Below are 18826 nucleotides of genomic sequence, written 5' to 3'. Positions count from 1 at the left end.
ATGTGGCTCACCTAGGGTGGTGACTGTATTGCGGACAAGTCGACATGTGAACGAAGGAGTTCTCAATGACACAGCAGACAGAGCGCGTCACCGCCGGGGGTCTCAGGGTCGCCAAGACCCTGTACGACTTCGTCAACGGTGAGGTTCTGCCGCACACCGGGGTCGACCGGGACAGCTTCTGGGACGGTTTCGGCGCGATCGTGGCCAGGTACACCCCGCGCAACCGCGAACTTCTCGCCGAGCGTGACGACCTCCAGGCACGTCTGGACCAGTGGTACCGCGAGAACCCGGGCAAGCAGGACCCGGAGAAGTACACCGCATTCCTGAAGGAGATCGGCTACCTCGTCGACGACCCGGGTGACTTCCAGATCCGCACCCGTAACGTGGACGCCGAGTTCGCCACCACCGCAGGCCCGCAGCTGGTCGTCCCGATCCTCAACGCACGCTTCGCGATCAACGCCGCGAACGCCCGCTGGGGTTCCCTCTACGACGCCCTCTACGGGACCGACGCGATCCCGGAGGACGGGGGAGCAGAACCGGGAAGGGGCTACAACAAGGTCCGCGGAGACAAGGTCATCGCCTGGGGACGCAGGTTCCTCGACGAGGCGGTGCCGCTGGAGACCGGATCTCACGCCGACGTCGACCGCTACGACATCTCCTCCGGACAGTTGACCGCCGTCATCGACGGAAACGAGGTGCACCTCCGGCAGCCCGAGGTCTACGTGGGGCACTCCGGGGACACGGCGTCCCCCTCCTCGATCCTGCTCCGGCACAACGGGCTCCACATCGACATCCAGATCGATCCGGAGTCACCGGTCGGAGCCACCGACAGGGCAGGTGTCAAGGACATCGTCCTGGAGGCCGCGGTCACCGCCATCATGGACTTCGAGGACTCCATCGCCGCGGTGGACGCCACCGACAAGGTCCTCGGCTACCGCAACTGGCTGGGGCTGAACCTGGGCACCCTGTCCGAAGAGGTCACCAAGAACGGGAAGACGTTCACCAGGAAGCAGAACGACGACCGCTACTTCACCGCGCGCGACGGTTCCGAACTCCGGCTTCACGGTCGGTCGACCATGCTCTGCCGCAACGTCGGCCACCTGATGACCAACCCGGCCGTCCTCGACGACGACGGCGAAGAGGTCTTCGAGGGGATCATGGACGCCGTCATCACGGCCGCCTGCGCGATCCCCGGTCTCGACCCGGAGAACCCCCGCAGGAACTCCAGGGAAGGGTCCATCTACATCGTCAAGCCGAAGCAGCACGGTCCGGAGGAGTCCGCCTTCACCAATGACCTGTTCGCCGATGTCGAAGATCTCCTCGGCCTGCCCCGGTTCACCCTCAAGGTGGGGCTGATGGACGAGGAGCGGCGGACGTCGGTGAACCTGGACGCCTGTATCGAGGCCATCGCGGACCGGGTGGCGTTCATCAACACCGGGTTCATGGACCGTACCGGGGACGAGATCCACACCTCGCTGCTCGCCGGGCCGATGTTCCGCAAGCCGAAGCTGAAGGCGTCCCTGTTCATGGACTCCTACGAGCACAACAACGTCGACGCCGGGCTGGCCCACGGCCTGTCCGGGAAGGCGCAGATCGGCAAGGGCATGTGGGCCAAGACCGATCTGATGGCGGAGATGCTCGAGCAGAAGATCTCCCAGCCGGAACAGGGGGCGTCCACGGCATGGGTGCCCTCACCGACCGGGGCCACCCTGCACGCCACCCATTACCACCTCGTCGACGTCTTCGCGGTCCAGGAGAAGCTGATGACAGAGGGACGTCGTGACTCCCTGCCCGGGATCCTCACGGTCCCGGTCGCAGCCGCGAAGGTCGGCGAGGGTGAGGCCGTGTGGACCCCGGAGGAGATCCAGGAAGAGCTCGACGACAACTGCCAGTCGATCCTGGGGTACGTCGTGCGCTGGGTCGAGCAGGGCGTCGGATGCTCCAAGGTGCCGGACATCCACGACATCGACCTCATGGAGGACCGCGCCACCTGCCGGATCAACTCTCAGCTGCTGGCCAACTGGCTGAAGCACGGCGTGGTCACCGAGGACCAGGTTATCGAGGCCTTCAAGCGGATGGCGCAGGTGGTCGACAGGCAGAACGCCGGTGACCCCGCCTACCGTGACATGGCACCGGACTACGAGAACTCCGTGGCCTGGAAGGCGGCCCGCGACCTCGTGCTGCTGGGGGCGTCACAGCCCTCCGGGTACACCGAGCCGATCCTCCACGCCCGGCGCCGTGAGTTCAAGGAGCTCCACGGAATCGCCTGACAGGGGGGTTCGCCGTAGGCAGGATGCCTGACCCGGGGAGGGCATGACCGGGGGGTGCCGGGGGGTGCCGGGGTGGCAGCCGTGGAGGTGCCACGGGCGGCACACACCGCCACCGTGCAGGCCCGGCCGTCGCCCGTCGTGTCCGGCGCGCATCGGGTCGGGTGTGGCCCTACGATGGGGGAATGACGGACCGCACCCGGACAGACCGGAGTCCCCTGCCAGACCTCGCCGCCTATGCAGCGGTGCTCTTCGACCTTGACGGTGTGATCACACCTACCGCTGACCTGCACCGTCAGGCCTGGTCCGAGGTGTTCACCAGATACTTCGCGGACAGGGGCGTCCCCCCGTACACCGAGCAGGACTACTTCGACTTCCTCGACGGACGTCCGAGGACGGAAGGTGTCGCCGCACTACTGGCGTCCCGGGGGATCAGCCTGCCGGTGGACCGCGGGGACCCGAGGTGGGCCGCCGCGGGAGGTGGACCGGGGGAGGACACGCCGCAGGACGCCACGGTCACCGGACTGGGGCTGCTGAAGAACGACCGTTTCCTCGGACTGCTCGGGGAGGGGATCAGCGCGTATCCGGGATCTGTCGCACTGCTTGACGCCCTCGCCGGGACGGGCACCAGGCTGGCGGTGGTGAGCTCCTCCCGCAACGCGGTTCCCGTGCTGAGGTCGGCAGGTCTCCTCGACCGCTTCGAAGTTGTCGTCGACGGTGTCCGGGCTGGCAGGGAGGGACTGCCCGGCAAACCCGCCCCGGACACCTACAGCTACGGGGCGTCCCTGCTGGACACGGACAACTCCCGTGCGGTGGTCGTCGAGGACGCCACCTCCGGGGTGGCGGCGGGTGCAGCAGGAGGGTTCGGACTGGTGCTCGGGGTGGACCGGGGCGCCGGCGCCCGCGCTCTGCTGGAGGCGGGTGCGGATCTTGTCGTCACGGACCTCGACGAGCTCGTCGGGCGGGTCGGTACGCTGAACGTCGATCCGAGCGAAGGGAACATCGATGACTGACCACGGCTCCACCGGAGCGGACGACAGACTTGAGGCATTTCTGGCCCAGCGGCGGCGCGTCGCCTCGGTTGCCACCCGGCCCGCCGGGGCCGGCAGCTCAGGCTCGGGCCCCGCCGATCCCTCAGACTATTTCCCTCCGGGGTACCGCACCGACGTGCACATGGACGGGGTCGATCCGTTGACGCAGATCGACCGTGGCGTCCACCCTGTCGATGAGTGGGCCTGGCACGAGACCCGGCCGGCCCGGACGGACGATGAACTCGGGCAGTCAGAGACTCTCTTCGCGCTGTCGAACGGCTACCTCGGGATGCGTGGCAATCCGCCTGAGGGCCGGGACTCGCACGAGCACGGGACCTTCATCAACGGCGTCCACGAGACGTGGAACATCGAGCACGCCGAGGACGCCTACGGTTTCGCCCGCGAAGGTCAGACGATCGTCCAGGTGCCGGACGCCAAGGCCATGCGTCTCTACATCGACGACGAACCACTCCGCCTCGGTGTCGCCGAGGTGGAGGACTACGGACGCACGGTCGACTTCCGCGAGGGGGTGGAACGACGCAGTTTCATCTGGCGGACCCAGGCCGGCAAACGGGTCCGTGTGGTCACCGACCGGATGGTGTCCTTCCAGGAACGGCATCTCGCGCTCATGAGCATCGAGGTCGAACTGCTGGACTCGGATGCTGCGGTGGTGATCTCCTCGCAGATCCTCAACCGTCAGGACGGCGAGGACGAGTTCTCCAGCATCCTCGACACCTACGCGGCGTCCTCGGGGGCGGACGACCGGGCCCGGGCGCGGGCCGCCGCCGACGTCAACCGGGGAGCCGACCCGCGCAAGGCGGAGAAGATCGGGGGGAGGGTCTTCCAGCCCACCTACCGGGCGAGTTCGGAGGACCAGCGGGTCACCCTGGGGTACCGGGTGACGAACTCGGGCATGACCGTGGCGGTGAGCATGGACCATGTCCTCGACGTGACTCAGGCGCAGGGCACAGGCGGTTCCGGGGTTCCGGCGTCCTCGGACGCGGTCGGCGGGGTGGAGATCCACACCGAGATGCGTGACGATGTCGCACGGGTGGTGTACCACGTCGACGGCACACGGGGTCTGCGGATGCGGCTGGAGAAGTTCGTCTCCTACCATTCCTCGCGGCATGTGTCGGCCGAGGAACTGGCCTTCCGGTGTGCGCGGACCATCAACCGGGCACGTCAGGTGGGGTACCGGACGCTGATGGCGAATCAGGCGGAGTGGCTCGGCCGGTTCTGGCGGCGTTCGGACGTGCGGGTGTCCGGCCATCCGGAACTGCAGCAGGCTGTCCGGTGGAACCTCTTCCAGCTGATCCAGGCGTCCGCCCGGGCCGAGACACAGGGGATTCCCGCCAAGGGACTCACCGGTTCCGGCTACGGGGGCCACTACTTCTGGGATACGGAGGTCTATGCGCTTCCGTTCCTGACCTACACGAGCCCGCAGTTCTCGCGCAATGCACTGCGGTTCCGCTACCTCATGCTGCCCCAGGCCACCGAGCGGGCCCGGGAGCTCTCACACGACGGCGTCCTGTTCCCCTGGCGCACGATCAACGGGCACGAGTCGAGTGCCTACTACGCCGCAGGTACCGCGCAGTACCACATCGACGCGGACATCGCCTACGCCCTGATGAAGTACGTCTACGCGACCGGTGACTCTGAGTTCCTCCTGTCGGAGGGCGTGGACATCCTCGTCGGTACCGCCCGGTTCTTCATGTCCCTGGGCTTCTTCGACCCGACAGGGGAGAAGTTCCAGATCCACTCGGTGACCGGCCCCGACGAGTACACCACCGTGGTGAACAACAACTTCTACACGAACGTCATGGCGCGGTACAACCTGCGTGCCGCGGCGGACGTGGCCCTCCAGATGCGCCGGGAGAGGCCGGAGGCGTTCCAGGAACTCTCCGACCGTTCCGGCCTGTCCATCGACGAACTGGACCTGTGGGACAGGGCGGCGAAGGCGATGTACATCCCCTTCGACGAGGGGATGCAGATCCACCCGCAGGACGACCAGTTCCTCAACCGCCAGCTGTGGAACCTCGACGATCCGGCGGTGGGGCCCAAGCGTCCGCTCCTGCTGCACTACCATCCGCTGACCATCTACCGGTACCAGGTGCTCAAGCAGGCCGATGTGGTGCTAGGTCTGTTCCTCCAGGGTGACGACGTCCCCGCGGAGATCAAGAAGAGGGACTACGCGTACTACGACCGGCTTACCACGGGCGACTCCTCACTGTCGGCAGTCGTGCAGTCGATCGTGGCCGCGGAGCTGGGGTTCCGGGAGACGGCGATGGACTTCTTCCTCCGGGGACTGTTCCTCGACCTCGAGAACCTGCACGGCAACAGTGCCGACGGAGTGCACATCGCCTCCTGCGGGGGAGTGTGGAGTGCCCTGGTGTTCGGGTTCGGCGGTTTCCGCGACGACTACGGCCGTTTCAGCATCGACCCCCGTCTTCCCGAGGGCTGGGAGTCGCTGGAGTTCAATGTGACGTTGCAGGGGTACCAGGTCCGGGTGACCGTGGAGGAGGACGCCGTGGAGCTGCAGATCGTCGACGGTGGGGAAGGTCTGGTCGGTCCCGTCACGGTCATGGGAAAGGAGGTGGTCGTCGGCACCCGCCCTGTCCGGGTGGAGGGTGAGACCACCCTCGTCGCCGATGAGCAGGGACTCGTGGAGGCCGGTATCGCCACAGATGTCGTCCAGGACATCGTCACCGTCGATAAGTGATTTAGATATAACTAAATTGCTGCGGCGTGCGACGTTCTGCGGGAGGATGCCACGGTCAGGACAGGCGAACCTCACCTCGCAACGGTGCCGAATGCACCCCTGACCTGCGCACTCACGGTCCGATGTGGCAGGGACCCCGGATGGATGTGATCTTCTTCACCCGGATGGGGTCCGGTTAGTGTTTGCCACTCTGGCAGTCGTACAGTGTCACTGACACTGGAGGTGCCATGACTGTTAAATACGATGATCCCGTCGCACTGGAGCACGGGAAGCTGAACATTAGACCGCTGCGGGAGAAGCCGGATTTCCCGTCCTGGGCGATGAAGTTGACGATGGCCGTGACTGGCATCGTCTTCGTCCTTTTCGTCCTGTTCCACATGGTGGGAAACCTCAAGGTTTACACCGGTGAGGAACACTTCGACGAGTACGCTGCTTTCCTGCGCCGGATGGGGGAGCCGGTCTTCCCCCACGAGACCATCCTGTGGATCCTGCGGGTGGTCCTCATCGTCTGCCTGGTACTGCACGTCTACTGCGCAGTGGTGCTGAAGATGCGGTCCAAGCAGTCCAGGGGTGAGAACCGCCGCTACGGCAAGGTGAAGAACCTCAACACCTTCACCGCCGGTTCGATGCTGGGCACCGGTACCGTCCTGCTGCTATTCATCATCTTCCACATTCTCGACCTCACCATCGGCAAGGGTGTCGCCAGTGACTCCTTCGAGCACGGTGCGGCGTACAACAACCTGGTCGCCTCCTTCGAGCGTCCCCTCGTCGCCGTCTTCTACATCCTCTGCATGATCGTGCTCTTCCTGCACGCCACGCACGGGATCTGGCTGGCCTCGTCGGATCTGGGCATCACCGGTCACCGTACCCGGCAGGTCGTCCTGTGGATCTCGTACCTGCTCCCGGCGGTAGTCATGATCGGCAACATCTCGATCCCTGTGGCCGTCCTGTGCGGCTTCGGCAGCTAGCGGATCCGGACTAGGAGAAGAGAACACTTATGGGTACAAGCAAGCCCCACCCGCACAACCAGACCGAGGACTTCGACTACGCCGAGGCCCTGAAAGCCTTCCAGGCCCCCGAGTCGAAGGTCCCCGGCGTCCAGGTCGGCAAGGTCATCGGTGACAATGCCCCGCACGAGGTGTCACAGCAGCAGCAGTGGCAGTACGACAAAGAGCACTTCAAGCTGGTCTCCCCCCTGAACCGTGCGAAGTTCAGGGTCCTCATCGTCGGCACCGGACTTGCCGGCGGAGCCGCCGCGGCGGCACTGGGTGAACTCGGCTACGACGTGAAGGTGTTCACGTACCACGACAGCCCCCGCCGCGCGCACTCCATCGCCGCGCAGGGTGGCGTGAACTCCTCGCGCGCCAAGCGGCTGGACAACGACTCGACCTACAACCACACCAAGGACACGGTGAAGGGAGGGGACTACCGCTGCCGGGAGAATGACTGCTGGCGTCTGGCCATGGAGTCCCCGAAGGTCATCGACCACATGAACGCCATCGGCGCCCCGTTCTCCCGTGAGTACGGCGGAACGCTGGCGAACAGGTCCTTCGGTGGTGTGCAGGTCTCCCGCACCTTCTACACCCGCGGCCAGACCGGACAGCAGCTGCAGCTGGCGACGACCTCGGCACTGTACCGTCAGATCGGCGCCGGACACGTGGAGATCTTCACCCACTCCGACGTCCAGGACGTCATCGTCGAGGACGGGGTCTGCAAGGGCATCGTCACCCGCAACATCATCACCGGCGAACTCAGCGTGCACACTGGTCACGTGACCGTTCTCGCCACCGGCGGGTACGGCAACGTCTACCACATGTCCACCCTGGCGAAGAACTCCAACGCCAGCGCGATCATGCGTGCCTACGAGCAGGGCGCCTACATGGCGTCCCCGTCGTTCGTGCAGTTCCACCCGACGGGACTGCCGGTCAACTCCGACTGGCAGTCGAAGACCATCCTCATGTCGGAGTCTCTGCGCAATGACGGTCGGATCTGGACCCCGAAGAAGAAGGGCGACGACCGGGATCCGATGACGATCCCCGAGGACGAGCGTGACTACTTCCTCGAGCGCCGGTACCCGGCCTTCGGCAACCTGGTGCCCCGCGACATCGCGTCCCGTGCCAATGCGCAGCAGATCAACGCCGGATACGGTGTCGGACCGAAGCACAACTCCGTGTACCTGGACCTCACCCACGCCATCAAGAACCTCGGCGAGGACGTCATCAGGGAGCGTTACTCCAACCTCATCCAGATGTACGAGGAAGCCATCGGCGACAACGCCTACAAGACGCCGATGCGCATCGCCCCGACCTGCCACTACACCATGGGTGGGCTGTGGACCGACTTCCACGAGATGACCTCCATCCCCGGACTCTTCTGCTCCGGTGAGTCCTCCTGGATGTACCACGGTGCCAACCGGCTCGGTGCCAACTCCCTGCTGTCCTCGTCGGTGGAAGGCTGGTTCACCCTGCCGTTCACCATCCCCAACTACCTCGCACCGTTGCTCGGTACCGATGTGCCGGATCCGGAGTCGGAGGCCGCCAAGGCCGCGCTGCGCAGGGCCGAGGAGCGGCTGGACCGCATCCTCAACATCCGTGGACCGAACCCGCACGGCGCGGAGTACTACCACCGTCAGCTCGGTGAGATCCTCTACCGCTGCTGTGGTGTCGCCCGCAACGTCAAGGACATGCAGGAGGGTATCGAGGAGATCCGGGCGGTACGCCGGGACTTCTGGGAGAACGTCTTCGTGCCTGGTGGCCGCTATGAGATGAACCAGCAGCTCGAGTACGCCGTCCGCGTCGCCGACTACCTCAACCTCGGTGAACTGATGTGCGTGGACGCCCTGGACCGTGACGAGTCCTGTGGTGCCCACTACCGGGAGGACCACCTCGACGAGGAAGGCGAGGCGAAGCGCGACGACGACAACTGGTGCTTCGTGTCCGCATGGGAACCGGCCGGTGAGGAGAAGTTCATCAGGCACTCCGAGCCCCTGTACTTCGACCGCATCCCGCTGATGACAAGGAACTACAAGTAATGAAACTGCATCTTGAAATCTGGCGGCAGGCGGACCGCAACTCCCAGGGACACTTCGAGTCCGTGGACGTCCCCGACGCCGTTGAATCCATGTCCATCCTGGAGCTTCTCGACCACGTGAACTCCGGGTACGTGGAGGCGGGCAAGGAACCCTTCGCCTTCGCCTCCGACTGCCGTGAAGGCATCTGCGGAACCTGCGGGCTCCTCGTCAACGGCCGTCCCCACGGCCCCGACAAGAACAAGCCGGCCTGTCAGCAGCGGCTGTTCAGCTTCAACGACGGTGACACCCTCAAGCTCGAACCCCTCCGCTCCGCGGCATACCCGGTGATCAAGGACATGGTCGTCGACCGCTCCGCGCTGGACCGGGTGATGGAGAAGGGCGGATTCGTCTCCATCATGGCCGGCACCGCCCCGGACGCCGACCATCTGCTGGTCAACCACCACGATGCCGAGCTGGCACTCGACCATGCAGCGTGCATCGGCTGCGGTGCCTGTGTCGCCGCGTGCCCCAACGGTGCGGCCCACCTGTTCACCGGCGCCAAGCTCGTGCACCTCACCCTGTCCCCGATGGGCCGGATGGAACGGGGACGCCGTGCCCGCAACATGGTGGACGAGATCGAGCAGACCTTCGGTCCCTGCTCCCTCTACGGCGAGTGTGCGGACGTCTGCCCTGCCGGCATCCCCCTGACCGCGGTGGCGGCGATCACCAAGGAACGTGCCCGCGCCGCGCTCCGGGGCAAGGACGACTAGGCCCACCGGGTCGAACAGGGACCACCGGGTCGTCGTCGACTGTCTGCCACACCCGGGCAGGGGGAGGAGATCCCGGTGTCTCCTCTCCGCTTCGGTGGCGGGACCGGGAGTGTTCTACACTCACCAGTAGTCAACACAGATGAAAGAGGAAACAATGTCTGCTCACGGCACCAGCGTCGATGTCACCGACAAGGATCTCGGTTACCTCCCCGGCTTCGTCCCGTCCAGCTGGGACTCCCCGTACTCGTCACTGCACCGGGCGGCAACCTGGATCGGGATGGGAATCCTCCTGTCCTCTGTCGCCGGTTTCGGCACTTTCGTCTACGGGTTCGCCGCAGGGGCGGACACGACCTCGCCGATGGCTGAGCACGGCAACGTGATCGGTACCGTCGGAATCATCGCGGCTGTCTTCCTCTTCGCCCTCGGCTCCTACCTGATCCACGTGGGACGGACACCGTACCACCGGTACCAGAAAGCCACCGGCCGTATCTGACAGCCACACGTCGGGCCGCCGGGTGGACACCCGGCAGGTCGGCACCTCCTCCAGTGGTTTCAGTGCAGTTCGCCCCGTTCTCCGCCGTTGACGCGGAGCACGGGGCGTCCTGCTGTCACGGCACCGTCAGCGGGGATGGGATACTGGAGCGGTGACCACGCCCACCGCACCGCTGCCCGTCCCCGGCCCGTCGCCTGAAGTCGAGGCCGAACGCCGTCGGGATCTCCGCCGCCACAAGGCCGTCGCCACCGGACTTCTTGTCTTCGCCACCCTGGTCTACCTGTTCTGCAGGTGGACGGAGGCGACGGGCAGGGACGGGGCCTGGACGGGCTACCTGCGCGCCGCATCGGAGGCAGGGATGGTCGGTGCGCTGGCGGACTGGTTCGCCGTGACCGCTCTGTTCCGCCATCCCCTCGGAATCCCCGTCCCGCACACGGCCATCATCAAGCAGAAGAAGGACCAGGTCGGAAGGTCTCTCAGCGAATTTGTCGGGGAGAACTTCCTCAACGCGACCCTCATCGCCAGGAAACTGGAGGACGCCCGGATCCCGGAACGTGCCGCCGGGTGGGTTCTCGACCGGGGAGGTGCGGAACGCACAGGAGCCGAGGCGGCACGCCTCGTCGACCTGGTCGTCAACGGCATTGACGCTGCGGAGGCGGAACAGCTCATCCGCACCCTGGTCATCGACCGTGCCGCCGAGCCGGAATGGGGTCCCCCTCTGGGCAGGGCCCTCCAGCAGCTCATCGAGGACGGGAAAGTGGAACCGGCCGTGGACGCGGTGGTGGTGTGGCTCGACGAGAAGGCCACGGGCAGTGGCGATCTCGTGGCGCGGCTGCTGGACGAGAGGACACCCACCTGGGCGCCGCAGTTCGTCCGGGATCTTGTCGGAGACAGAGTCCACCGGGAGCTCGTCGCCTTCACCCGGGACGTCCGGGAGGACCCTGACCACGAGGCCAGGCATGCCATCCGCAGATTCCTGCTGCAGCTGTCGCAGGACCTGCAGGATGATCCGGCGATGATCCGCAGGGTCGAGGACCTCAAGGGCGACATTCTCGGTTCGGCTCCTGTCCGTGCCCTGCCCGCGAACCTGTGGGAGAGCCTGCGCTCAACGTTGACGGACATGGCCCGGGACCCGGAGTCGCTGCTGAGACGCAGGATCGTCGCCTGGGTGACGGCGTTCGCCACCAGAGTGCGCACCGAACGGGAACTGCGGGAGGACCTGGACCGCCGGATCGTGGGCGCGGCGTCCTACCTTGCCGAGAACTATGCGGGGGAGGTCACCGGGATCATCGGCGAGACTGTGGAGCGCTGGGACGCGGACGAGGCCAGTGACCGCATCGAACTGATGGTGGGCAAGGATCTCCAGTTCATCCGGGTCAACGGTACGGTGGTCGGGGCTCTGGCCGGCCTGGCGATCTACACCTTGTCCGAGCTTGTCTTCGGGATGCTCTGAGGACGCGGCTGCGGGGTGTGGACGGTAGACTCGGCGACCATGGACAATCCCGTCATATACGGCTTCCAGGCTCTCGCGATCCTGGAGCTGGTCATACAGGCCCTTGTCGTCGTGCTGGCCGTGGTCGGTGCCGTCCAGGCGGCCATGACCAGGGAGGACGCCTTCTACGTCATCGACCGGAAGAAGACGAACTGGATCCTGGCCCTGGCAGGGTCGGCCGCAGGAATTGTGCTGCTGGTCCCCCTGAACGTCCAGTTCATCTGGATCATCGGTGCGGTGGTTGTCGGAGTCTACTGGCAGGACGTGCGCCCGTCGATCCGTGAGGTACTGGGGAACGCGCAGTGAGTGGCGTCCGGGCGTCCGGGGACCTTTCCCGGGCCCAGGTTGCGGCGATGACGGACGCCACGCTCCTGCGACCGGAGGCGTCCCGCAGGGACGTTGCCGTGCTGGTGGAGGACGCCGTACGTCTGGGCTGCGGGGCGGTGTGCGTGTCTCCGTCGATGCTTCCCCTGCGCGAGTTCCGCGGGGCGGATGCAGCGCAGCTGCGGGTCGCGACGGTGGCGGGCTTCCCCTCAGGCAAGCACCATCCGCTGGTGAAGGCCAGCGAGGCACGACTGGCGGTGTCGGCGGGCGCGGACGAGGTTGACATGGTCATCGACGTGGCCGCCGCCCTGGCTGGCGACGTGAACGCCCTCGTCTCCGAGATCGTCTGCGTCAGGGAGGCGGTCCCGGCTCCGGTGGTGCTGAAGGTGATCGTGGAGTCTGCACTTCTTGACGAGGAACAGCTCAGGACGGCATGTCGGGCGGCCGCGACGGCGGGGGCGGATTTCGTGAAGACTTCGACCGGGTTCCACCCGGCGGGGGGCGCGACGGTGGAGGCGGTCAGGATCATGGCCGACGAGGTCGGGGCACGTCCGGGGCGGCCGGGGCTCGGGGTGAAGGCGTCCGGGGGAATCCGCGACTGGGGGACCGCGGTGGCGATGATCGGCGCGGGTGCCACCCGCCTGGGGGTGTCCGCGCCGGAGGCGGTTCTCGCCGGAGCCCCCCTGAACTGACCCGGACGGCAGGGGGTGCAGGACGGCGTTGACCGGATGAGGGGTCAGACCGGGACTGAGGGATCAGACGGCCGCCGGAGTTCCGTCGGTCCCGGTCCCGGTCCCACCAGGGGTGACGGCTCCGACGGTGATGCCGTCGACTTCTGAGGTGATGTCGTTGATCCGCAGGTCGTTGCCGCTCAGGCGGACGTTCAGGCCTCCGGCGTCGACCACCGCGTCCGTGATCGAGAGGCGGTCGGTGGAGGTCACCGACTGGCGGAGTGAGTCCGCAAGTCCTGCGGTGAGTTCCTCCGGGAGACTGAGTCCGAAGATCTTGACGTCGGCGACGTCGAAACTGAGCGCGCCGTCGGTCACGGTCGGGCTCATCGACACCGTCGCCAGTCCGCCACTGATCTCGATGTCGAGCACACCGGAGTCCGCGTCGGGTGTCACTGCGGTGACCTGCAGCAGGCCTCCCATCAGGCCTGCCGCATCCCCCGCTCCGGTGGCTGTGCCGGACTCTGCCGCGGACTTCTGGATCACCGCGAGGAGGTACTCCGGGGGGAGCAGCGAACTGACGGTGAACTCCCCGACGAGGGGGTCGTCACCGGTGGCGTCGACGTCCCTGGCGGTGACGGTCGCCGCCGGCTGGCCGGTGATGACCGGCCGGGAGCGGTCACTGTCCTCGTAGTCCACGGAGAGACTGGAGGGGATGTCGACGGTGAGGCCGGGGACCTTCCCCCGTACCAGACCGAGCAGCAGGGGAGAACGGTCGATGCTCACCGACGGCGTTCCGGTGAGCTGGATGCCCTGGGCGGTGGCGGAGTTCTCCACCCTGTCGGCTATCTGGCTCTTCATGTACGCGCGCAGGCCGACTTCTGCTGCCACGAGCAGGAGGACGACCAGGAGGACCACCGTGACGGTGATCTTCAGTGCGCGTCCGGGCCGACGGGTGCTGGCGGGTTGATTCTGGTGATGGCTCACACCTACCAGTGTGACCCACAGGGACCCTGCATTTCCACAGCGGGGTTGTCAGCACCCCGGCAGTGCGCACTGTTCCGCCGGCTCCGGGGGAGTGACGGGGAGTCACGGGAGAGTGGTGCGGGAGTGGTCAGGCCTGCTCCGCGATCCACTTCTCGATGAGGGCGGCCTCGTTGATGAGGATGGACTTCACCGCGTCAGCAACCTTGGGCTCGATGACGGCGCCGATCATGGGGATCTTGACGTCGACGTCGGATTCGGCCTCCAGGGTGGTCGCACCGTTCTCGCCGACGAGGGTGAGCTCGGCAGTGAACTTCACGGGGGCGCCCTTGATCTCGGCGCTCATGTCGCCGTTGGAGACGTCGTCGGTGAGTTCGCCGAAGTGGATGACCCGCTTGAGCTTGAGGTTCTGGGACACCATGGACCGGACCGCCTCGGGCAGGGCGTCTGTGGGGAGGACCTCGTAGAGGGTGACGTCGACTCCACCGTCCGCAGAGAACTCGGCGACCTGTCCGGGTTCATCGGAGAGATTGGCGGCGTCGTACTCCCAGTACGCACGGTCGCTGAGGGCTGCGAACACCTTCTCGACCGGTGCATTGACCGTGGCCGAGGTTTCGATGTGAGTAGTCATGCGAACAGACTACGGTAAGCGGGGTGAGTTCCGCTGACCCCAGTCCCCGTCCCGCCCCCTCACCGGAGGTGACCGGTCACGGTCACACGGTGCCGGATGTGCCAGACCCGACCGTCTCACCCGGGTCACCTGCCGGTGTACCGGCCCGGTCCCCGTCCGTGTCCCTTCCCGTGTCCCTTCCCGTGTCCCCGTCCGAGTCGCCGGCCCTGTCGCTGGCCGTGTCGCTGGCCCGTGACGTTGACGGAGTGTCCCTGCGAGACAGGGCATTCTCCGAGATGACGACCCTGCGGGTCGGCGGGAGTCCGGCGGCAACCCTGGAGTGTGCGACCTCCACCGCTCTGGCCCGGACGGTCCGCGGGCTGGACCGGGCAGGAGTGCCGCTGCTTGTCGTCGGTGGTGGTTCGAATCTTGTCGTCGGTGACGATGTCTCCGGTCTCGTCGCTGTGGTGCCGGTGGCCGGCACGCCACCGTCCGTCGTCGGAGTGGACGCCGCGGGTGAGGTTGTCGTCAGAGCCGCCGCCGGGACGGTATGGGACGATCTCGTGGCCTGGACCGTGGCCCAGGGTGACGCCGGTTACGGCGGCCTTGAGTGTCTCTCCGGCATCCCCGGCACCGTCGGCGCCGCCCCGGTGCAGAACATCGGTGCGTACGGTGCCGAGGTCTCGCGCTGTCTCCACCGTGTCCAGCTGCTGGACAGGTCCACCGGTGAACTGGCCTGGGTGGAACCGGGCTCCCTCGACCTGGCGTACCGGTACTCGAACCTGAAGTTCACCGCCCGTGGTGTCGTCACCGCTGTGGAGTTCCGCCTGACGACCGACGGTCTCTCCGCCCCCCTGCGCTTCGGCGAGCTGGCCCGCCGACTGGGCGTCAGCGAGAAGGAGACTGCTCCGCGGCGTCCTGTCAGGAATGTCAGGGAGGCGGTCCTGGAGCTGCGGCGCGGCAAGGGCATGGTCCTCGACCCGGCCGACCATGACACCTGGTCGGCGGGGTCGTTCTTCACCAATCCTGTGGTGGAGGGGGAGGACGCCAGGGACGCCGTGGCAGCGAAGGTCACGGCCCGGTGCGGGGCCGCGGTGGCCGGGTCGATGCCCTGTTACCCGGTCACGGTTCCCTCCGGTCCCCGTGACGGCGGGGCCGGCGGGACTGACGGCGGTGAGGCCGCACCCGCGTTCAAGTTCTCCGCCGCCTGGCTGATAGAACACGCCGGTTTCCCGAAAGGGTGGCAGGTCCCGGCCGCGCAGGGCGGCACCGGGAGGGCGGGACTGTCGACGAAACACACTCTCGCGCTGACGAACCGGGGCGGGGCGTCCTGCAGCGACATCGTCGCTCTTGCGGTGGCGGTGCGTGACGGGGTCCGCGAGGCCTTCGGTGTGAGTCTCGTCCCCGAACCCGTGTGGGTCGGTGTGACACTGCCGGAGTAGCTCCCCGGACGTAACATGGGCGGTCATGCGCGTCGCGATGATCTCCATGCACACCTCACCCCTGGAACAGCCCGGGATCGGGGACGCCGGGGGCATGAACGTCTACATCCGTAACGTCGCCTCCCATCTTGCTTCCCACGGGGCGCAGGTCGACGTGTTCACCAGGGCGACCAGGGCGTCCCAGGGGGAGGTAGTCGAGGTTGAACCGGGGTTCCGGGTCATCAACTGTGTCTCGGGCCCCTTCGAGGGACTGCCGAAGGAGTCACTGCCCACCCAGCTGGCGGCGTTCACCGGATCGGTCATCGCGTTCGTCCGGTCCGAGGCGCAGGGCAGTGCCGGGGGCGGGGCGGGTCAACGCACGACCTGCGGGCGTACGGGTGCGGGAGCCTATGATCTCATCCACTCGCACTACTGGCTGTCCGGGCAGGTCGGTTGGCTGCTGCGCGACCTGTGGGGGGTGCCGCTGGTGCACACCGCACACACCTGGGCCGCGGTGAAGAACCTCGGGCTGGCGGAGGGGGACACCCCTGAACCGGAGTCCCGGCGCATCTGTGAGCAGCAGATCGTGGACAACGCCGACCGGATCATCGTGAACACGGAGGACGAGTCAGCGGCCATTGTGGAGGCCTACGACGCCGACCCCCGGCGTATCTCGGTCATCGCCCCGGGGGTGGATGTCGGCAGGTTCACTCCGGGATCTGACCGTGCCACCGAACGTGCCCGCCGCGAACTCGGCATTCCGCTGCGAGCCAAGGTCATCGCCTTCATCGGGCGACTGCAGGCGCTCAAGGGTCCCCATGTGCTCCTGCGCGCGGCGGCGGAGCTCATCCGTCGTCATCCGGAGCAGAACATCCGTGTCGTCATCTGCGGTGGACCGTCGGGAACGGGTCTGGAGAGGCCTGACGAACTCCACGATCTCGCGGCGTCACTGGGGGTGTCGGGGTACGTGCGCTTCCTGTCGCCGCGCCCTCCCGAGGAACTCGTGACCGTGTACCAGGCGGCGGACATCATCGCGGTCCCCAGCTACAACGAATCCTTCGGGCTGGTGGCCCTGGAGGCCCAGTCGTCGGGGACGCCGGTCGTCGCCGCCAGGGTCGGTGGGCTGCCCCTCACCGTGGCTGAGGGGACGAGCGGTCTGCTTGTCGACGGCCATGACCCGGAAGTGTGGGCGAAGGCACTGGAGGAGCTGGTCCTCGACGACAAGCTGCGTATCGCAATGGGTGCCGCGGCTCCCGCCCACGCGTTGACCTATTCCTGGGACTCGACGGTCGAGAAGCTGCTCGACGTGTACACGGAGGTTCTCGGGGACGGGGTCGTGGATTCACCGTTCCGTGCCGCCCACGGGGTACCGCAGGGTCCCCTGTGATCCGGGTCCGCTCCAGGGCCGGCAGGGGTCCGCTCAGGGGCAGGCAGGGGTCTGCGCGGGGTCCTGCGGGGAACGCCGGTGGCGGGCCCGGTCCCGGGGTAGATTCGGGGGTATGGAACTCGCACAGTTGACGGACCTGCTGGATGCCGCGCTCGGAGGTCCGGACGGTGACCCGGAGCGCGGGGGAACCGGGTACACGGTCTCCAACGGCATAGCGTTGGTCGCGTTGCCGGGGGAGCGGAGACTGAAGACGAACACCCTGTTCATCCCCCAGGACAACGGGGTGAGGGTGGAGGCTTTCGTCTGCCGCGCCGTCGAGGAGAACGAGGCGGAGGTCTACCGGCTGCTTCTGCAGCACAACCGGAAGACCTTCGGTGTCCACTACACCCTGGACAACAACTCCGACATCTACCTGGCGGGCCAGTTCACCGACGCGCTCACCCCAGACGACGTGCAGGTGATCCTCGGCACCGTGCTGGAGCTGGCGGACGGAGACTTCAACCGGATCCTCGAGACAGGGTTCGAGAGCTCTATCCGCAGGGAGTGGGAGTGGCGTCTCAAGCGTGGTGAGTCGACCCGGAACCTGCAGGCGTTCGGGAAGCTGCGTCCGTCTGACGGTGCCGGGAACGGGCAGGGGCAGCAGAGGCCGGGGGAGCAGGGGCCGGGGGAGCAGGGGGAGGACGCCACGGTGGAGGACGGGGCCTCCGTCCCGGTTCCCGGCCGGGGAGCGCCGGTTCCACCGTCGTCCTAGCAGGCGTCCGGTCCCCTTTCGGTGACAGCGGTCGGGCTCCGGTTGTGTCCCTGGTGTCGGGGAGACCACGGACTCGACCGCCCGGACGCGTGGGCACCCGCCTCTGCACCCGCGGTCTGGCGTGGCACAATAGGGCCCATGAGTGATTCGAGCAACGGCACCCTGATTCTGCTGCGCCACGGCCAGAGTCAGTGGAACGCCTCCAACCAGTTCACAGGATGGGTCGACGTCGATCTGACGGACCAGGGCCGGGAGGAGGCCCGCAACGCCGGACGTCTCATCGCAGATGCAGGTCTGGAACCGCAGGTCCTGTACACCTCTCTGCTGCGTCGCGCCATCACTACCGCGCACATCGCACTCGACACCGCCGACCGGTTGTGGATCCCGGTGGTCCGCGACTGGAGGCTCAACGAGCGTCACTACGGTGCACTCCAGGGACTCAACAAGGCGGAGACCAAGGAGAAGTACGGGGAGGACCAGTTCATGGCGTGGCGGCGCAGCTATGACACTCCGCCGCCGGAACTCGACGACAAGTCGGAGTACTCCCAGGCAGGTGACCCCCGCTACGCCGGTCTGGAGAACCCGCCGCGTACCGAGTGCCTGCTCGACGTGGTGAAGCGGTTCGTTCCCTACTTCACGGTGGAGATCCTCCCCCGCCTGGAGGCCGGGGAGACGGTCCTCGTGGCCGCACACGGAAACTCCCTGCGCGCCCTGGTGAAACACCTCGACAAGATTTCCGACGAGGACATTGCCGGGCTGAACATCCCCACCGGCATCCCGCTGGTGTACCGGTTCGACCCGGACGGGACGGTGACCAACCCGGGTGGGGAGTACCTGGATCCTGACGCCGCGGCCGCAGGTGCCGCCGCTGTCGCCGCCCAGGGCGGAAAGTAGTCGGG

The 18826-nt window shown here is 66.8% G+C and carries 16 protein-coding genes; 14 read left to right on the top strand and 2 right to left on the bottom strand.

What is annotated here, in order from left to right; all coding sequences use genetic code 11:
• Positions 1 to 65: 65 nt before the first annotated feature.
• From E0E18_RS06535 to deoC, 10 genes are all read left to right on the top strand, one after another.
• A complete protein-coding gene (locus E0E18_RS06535; protein ID WP_110480990.1) occupies positions 66 to 2270 on the top strand; it encodes a malate synthase G in 2205 nt (734 codons plus the stop codon).
• A 182-nt stretch (positions 2271 to 2452) separates the two neighbouring features.
• Positions 2453 to 3280: an HAD family hydrolase gene (locus tag E0E18_RS06530; RefSeq protein ID WP_130839816.1), complete on the top strand. Its 828-nt coding sequence runs from the start codon at positions 2453 to 2455 to the stop codon at positions 3278 to 3280.
• Positions 3273 to 6017: a glycoside hydrolase family 65 protein gene (locus E0E18_RS06525; RefSeq protein WP_130839814.1), complete on the top strand. Its 2745-nt coding sequence runs from the start codon at positions 3273 to 3275 to the stop codon at positions 6015 to 6017. The genes E0E18_RS06530 and E0E18_RS06525 overlap by 8 nt, the downstream gene beginning before the upstream one ends.
• Positions 6018 to 6244: 227 nt before the next feature.
• Positions 6245 to 6985, top strand: a complete 741-nt coding sequence (locus E0E18_RS06520) for a succinate dehydrogenase cytochrome b subunit (protein ID WP_066584557.1) — start codon at positions 6245 to 6247, stop codon at positions 6983 to 6985.
• Positions 6986 to 7014: 29 nt separating this feature from the next.
• Positions 7015 to 9048, top strand: a complete 2034-nt coding sequence (locus tag E0E18_RS06515) for a fumarate reductase/succinate dehydrogenase flavoprotein subunit (RefSeq protein WP_110480993.1) — start codon at positions 7015 to 7017, stop codon at positions 9046 to 9048.
• Entirely contained in the window at positions 9048 to 9797 is a 750-nt protein-coding gene (locus E0E18_RS06510; RefSeq protein ID WP_066584552.1) for a succinate dehydrogenase/fumarate reductase iron-sulfur subunit, read from the top strand. Before E0E18_RS06515 ends, E0E18_RS06510 begins: the two co-directional genes overlap by 1 nt.
• 154 nt (positions 9798 to 9951) lie before the next feature.
• On the top strand, positions 9952 to 10290 hold the full coding sequence (locus E0E18_RS06505) for a hypothetical protein (protein ID WP_066584548.1): 339 nt from the start codon (positions 9952 to 9954) through the stop codon (positions 10288 to 10290).
• 151 nt (positions 10291 to 10441) lie between these two features.
• Complete coding sequence (locus E0E18_RS06500; RefSeq protein WP_066584545.1) at positions 10442 to 11743, top strand: DUF445 domain-containing protein; 1302 nt, start codon at positions 10442 to 10444, stop codon at positions 11741 to 11743.
• 39 nt (positions 11744 to 11782) lie between these two features.
• Positions 11783 to 12088 carry a DUF2516 family protein gene (locus tag E0E18_RS06495; RefSeq protein WP_066584543.1) on the top strand — a complete coding sequence of 102 codons (306 nt, stop codon included), beginning with the start codon at positions 11783 to 11785 and terminating at the stop codon, positions 12086 to 12088.
• 47 nt (positions 12089 to 12135) lie between these two features.
• A complete protein-coding gene (deoC, locus tag E0E18_RS06490) occupies positions 12136 to 12798 on the top strand; it encodes a deoxyribose-phosphate aldolase (protein ID WP_130841258.1) in 663 nt (220 codons plus the stop codon).
• Positions 12799 to 12861: 63 nt separating this feature from the next.
• Here deoC and E0E18_RS06485 read toward each other — a convergent pair whose 3' ends face one another.
• Complete coding sequence (locus E0E18_RS06485; RefSeq protein WP_237559658.1) at positions 12862 to 13761, bottom strand: LmeA family phospholipid-binding protein; 900 nt, start codon at positions 13759 to 13761, stop codon at positions 12862 to 12864.
• A 127-nt stretch (positions 13762 to 13888) separates the two neighbouring features.
• A complete protein-coding gene (locus E0E18_RS06480) occupies positions 13889 to 14389 on the bottom strand; it encodes a DUF2505 domain-containing protein (RefSeq protein ID WP_066584541.1) in 501 nt (166 codons plus the stop codon).
• Positions 14390 to 14547: 158 nt separating this feature from the next.
• Here E0E18_RS06480 and E0E18_RS06475 point away from each other — a divergent pair, with 158 nt between their 5' ends.
• The 4 genes from E0E18_RS06475 (at position 14548) to E0E18_RS06460 (ending at position 18821) form a co-directional block, all read left to right on the top strand.
• On the top strand, positions 14548 to 15810 hold the full coding sequence (locus E0E18_RS06475) for a UDP-N-acetylmuramate dehydrogenase (RefSeq protein ID WP_419866044.1): 1263 nt from the start codon (positions 14548 to 14550) through the stop codon (positions 15808 to 15810).
• A 25-nt stretch (positions 15811 to 15835) separates the two neighbouring features.
• Complete coding sequence (mshA, locus tag E0E18_RS06470) at positions 15836 to 17176, top strand: D-inositol-3-phosphate glycosyltransferase (RefSeq protein WP_130839812.1); 1341 nt, start codon at positions 15836 to 15838, stop codon at positions 17174 to 17176.
• Positions 17177 to 17288: 112 nt separating this feature from the next.
• Entirely contained in the window at positions 17289 to 17927 is a 639-nt protein-coding gene (locus tag E0E18_RS06465) for a type III secretion system chaperone family protein (protein WP_202616701.1), read from the top strand.
• A gap of 138 nt (positions 17928 to 18065) precedes the next feature.
• A complete protein-coding gene (locus E0E18_RS06460; RefSeq protein ID WP_110480999.1) occupies positions 18066 to 18821 on the top strand; it encodes a phosphoglyceromutase in 756 nt (251 codons plus the stop codon).
• Positions 18822 to 18826: the final 5 nt, after the last annotated feature.

Source organism: Corynebacterium neomassiliense (genome assembly GCF_900626215.1).
Lineage (GTDB): Bacteria > Actinomycetota > Actinomycetes > Mycobacteriales > Mycobacteriaceae > Corynebacterium > Corynebacterium neomassiliense.
Note: the sequence above shows the minus strand (reverse complement) of the source record. Positions and strands in the feature narration are given on the sequence as shown.

Excerpts from the sequence above, each read along its gene's own strand:
- E0E18_RS06495 (WP_066584543.1), top strand. The coding sequence starts at position 11,783 with ATGGACAATCCCGTCATATACGGCTTCCAGGCTCTCGCGATCCTGGAG.
- E0E18_RS06535 (WP_110480990.1), top strand. The coding sequence starts at position 66 with ATGACACAGCAGACAGAGCGCGTCACCGCCGGGGGTCTCAGGGTCGCC.
- mshA (WP_130839812.1), top strand. The coding sequence starts at position 15,836 with ATGCGCGTCGCGATGATCTCCATGCACACCTCACCCCTGGAACAGCCC.
- E0E18_RS06530 (WP_130839816.1), top strand. The coding sequence starts at position 2,453 with ATGACGGACCGCACCCGGACAGACCGGAGTCCCCTGCCAGACCTCGCC.
- E0E18_RS06525 (WP_130839814.1), top strand. The coding sequence starts at position 3,273 with ATGACTGACCACGGCTCCACCGGAGCGGACGACAGACTTGAGGCATTT.
- E0E18_RS06465 (WP_202616701.1), top strand. The coding sequence starts at position 17,289 with ATGGAACTCGCACAGTTGACGGACCTGCTGGATGCCGCGCTCGGAGGT.
- E0E18_RS06510 (WP_066584552.1), top strand. The coding sequence starts at position 9,048 with ATGAAACTGCATCTTGAAATCTGGCGGCAGGCGGACCGCAACTCCCAG.
- E0E18_RS06480 (WP_066584541.1), bottom strand. The coding sequence starts at position 14,389 with ATGACTACTCACATCGAAACCTCGGCCACGGTCAATGCACCGGTCGAG.
- E0E18_RS06505 (WP_066584548.1), top strand. The coding sequence starts at position 9,952 with ATGTCTGCTCACGGCACCAGCGTCGATGTCACCGACAAGGATCTCGGT.
- E0E18_RS06520 (WP_066584557.1), top strand. The coding sequence starts at position 6,245 with ATGACTGTTAAATACGATGATCCCGTCGCACTGGAGCACGGGAAGCTG.
- deoC (WP_130841258.1), top strand. The coding sequence starts at position 12,136 with ATGACGGACGCCACGCTCCTGCGACCGGAGGCGTCCCGCAGGGACGTT.
- E0E18_RS06460 (WP_110480999.1), top strand. The coding sequence starts at position 18,066 with ATGAGTGATTCGAGCAACGGCACCCTGATTCTGCTGCGCCACGGCCAG.
- E0E18_RS06515 (WP_110480993.1), top strand. The coding sequence starts at position 7,015 with ATGGGTACAAGCAAGCCCCACCCGCACAACCAGACCGAGGACTTCGAC.